General features: G+C 70.9%; 1 protein-coding gene. It reads left to right on the top strand.

The window, feature by feature from the left end:
* Positions 1–275: 275 nt before the first annotated feature.
* Positions 276–2,696 (top strand): condensation domain-containing protein (locus tag ACWELQ_RS43170; protein WP_452402761.1); only part of this gene is annotated, 2,421 nt, incomplete at its 3' end.

Below are 2,696 nucleotides of genomic sequence, written 5' to 3'. Positions count from 1 at the left end.
GCGCACCCACTCGGCGTAGCGGATGAACTCCGACGCGCCCACGACCACCATCAGATTCCCGGCCCTCTGCGCGATGAGGATCCATCGAAAGGCTGCTGACCGGGCGAGGATTCGACGTCGAGGCGCGGATCTCCCCGAACGTCATCGGCACGGATCTGCACATCGTCTACGCGCTGCGCTCCACGCTCGCCGCGCCCGCACCCGTCCGGGCCGAGCACCGCGCGGAACTGCTGCGTCCGCACGAGACCTGGAGTGCCCCGGCGGCTTTGGGCGCGGTGGTACGGGAACGGCTGGGCGAGCGGCTGCCCGGCTACATGGTGCCCGACGTGGTGATGGTGCTCGACGCGCTGCCGCTGACCGTGAACGGCAAGGTGGACAAGGCCGCGCTCCCGGTGCCGGTGGTGGCCCGAGCCACCTATCGGGCACCCGCCACGCCGGTGGAGGAGGTGGTGGCCACCGTCTTCGCCGAGGTGCTGGGCCTGGATCGGGTCGGCGTGGACGACGACTTCTTCGTGCTGGGCGGCAATTCGCTCTCGGCGACACGGCTTTCGGCCCGGTTGTCCGACGGCGTGGGTGTGCCCGTCGCTGTCCGGGACGTGTTCGAGGCATCGGCGGTCGCGGCGTTGGCCGGACTGCTGGCGGACCGGGTGGCCGCGGCGCCGACCGTGGCGGAGGGGCCGCGGCTGGGTGCGCGGCCGCGTCCGGAGCGGGTGCCGCTGTCGTTCGCGCAGCAGCGGATGTGGTTCGTGAACCGGTTCGATCCGGACTCGCTCGCCTACAACATTCCCATGGTCATCCGGCTGTCCGGCGCGCTGGACGTGGCGGCCCTGGGCGCGGCGGTGTGGGATGTGCTCGAACGGCACGAGGTCCTGCGCACCCGGTACCCGGACGCCGACGGGGTGCCCTATCAGGTCGTGGTGCCGGTCGCGGAACTCGAAGCGGCACAGCTGGATCTGAGCGCGGTCGCGGTCAGCGAATCCGCGCTGGCGGCGGCCATGTCGGAGTTCGTGTCGACGGGATTCGATGTGGCCGAACGGGTTCCGCTGCGGGCCCGGCTGTGGTCCACCGGCACTACGGAATTCGTGCTGGTCCTCGTCGTGCATCACATCAATGCCGACGGCTTCTCGATGGCCCCGCTGGCCCGCGATCTGGCCGCGGCCTACACGGCCCGCCACGACGGTCGGCGACCGGAATGGCGTCCGCTGCCGATGCAGTACGCCGACTACGCGCTGTGGCAGCGCGAACGGTCCGGCACCGCCGATGATCCGGAATCGCCGCTGGCACAGCAGCTTCGGTACTGGACGACGCGGTTGGCCGAGTTGCCGGAGCTGATCGAGTTGCCGACCGATCGGCCGCGCCCGCCGGTGGCCTCGCATTGCGGTGCGGTCCACGCGTTCACGCTCGAGCCCGCGCTGGTGTCGGGCATACAGGCGCTGGCGCACGCGCGCGGCGCGAGCGTGTTCATGGTCTTCCACGCGGCGCTGGCGGTGGTGCTGGCGCGACTGTCCGGCAGCGCCGATATCGCGGTGGGGTCGCCGGTGGCCGGGCGCGGGGCCGCCGAATTGGACGGGCTCATCGGCATGTTCGTCAATACCGTTGTGCTGCGGGCCCGCGTGGACGAGTCCGTGCCGTTCACCGACCTGCTCGCCGATATTCGCGCGGCCGATCTGGACGCCTTCGCGCACGCCGACGTGCCGTTCGAACAGGTCGTGGAGGCGCTGGATCCGGCGCGCAGCCAGGCGCACCACCCGCTGTTCCAGGTGATGCTGGCCTTCCACAATCTGGATCAGGCGCGGCTGGAACTCCCCGATGTGGTGGTCAGCGCCACCGGGGCCGACACCGGGATCGAACGCTTCGACCTGACCTTCACGCTGACCGACACTCCAGATCGCGCCGGTGCCATCCCGGTCGAACTCGGTTATGCCACCGACCTTTTCGACGAGACCACCGTGGCGTCCCTGGCCGCCCGCCTGGTGGCGGTGCTGCGGTCGGTGACCGCCGAGCCGACCGTCCGGGTGCGCGAGATCGACGTCGTGACCACGGCCGAGCGGGCCTTGCTGGTCGATGCGTGGGGAGGCTACGGCGCTGCGGACGCCCCGGCCCCGGTGACGCTGCCCGCCTTGCTGGCCGCGGCGGTGGCGGGCAACCCCGAGGGCGACGCGGTCGTGGACGGGGACGTGCGGCTGTCATATCGGCAGCTCGACGAACGGTCGAATCGACTGGCGCACAGCCTGATCGGGGCGGGTATCGGGCCGGAATCGGTGGTCGCGCTCGCATTGCCTCGGTCCCTGGACTGGGTGGCGGCGGTGTGGGCTGTCGCCAAGACCGGCGCGGCGTTCCTGTCGCTGGATCCGGCGCATCCGATCGAGCGGAATCGGTTCGTCTGCGGTGATTCCGGGGTGTGCCGGGTGATCACGCGCGGTGGACCGGTGGGATTCGGGCCGCAGGAGATCGACCTCGACGAGATCGCGGAGTCCACCGCCGGTGCGGCCTCCGAGGTGTATCCGGCTGTGCGCTTGGACAACACCACTGTGCGCTTGGACAACACCGCCTATGTCGTCTACACCTCCGGTTCGACGGGACAGCCCAAGGGCGTCGAGGTCACCCATGCCGGGCTGGCGGCCGTGGTGGCCGACCATGTCCGGCGCTGCCGGGTGGATGCCGGGTCGCGGGTGCTCACCGTGGCGGCCCGCACC

This window comes from Nocardia sp. NPDC004722, from assembly GCF_053601505.1.
This window is presented reverse-complemented; position numbering and strand designations above follow the sequence as displayed.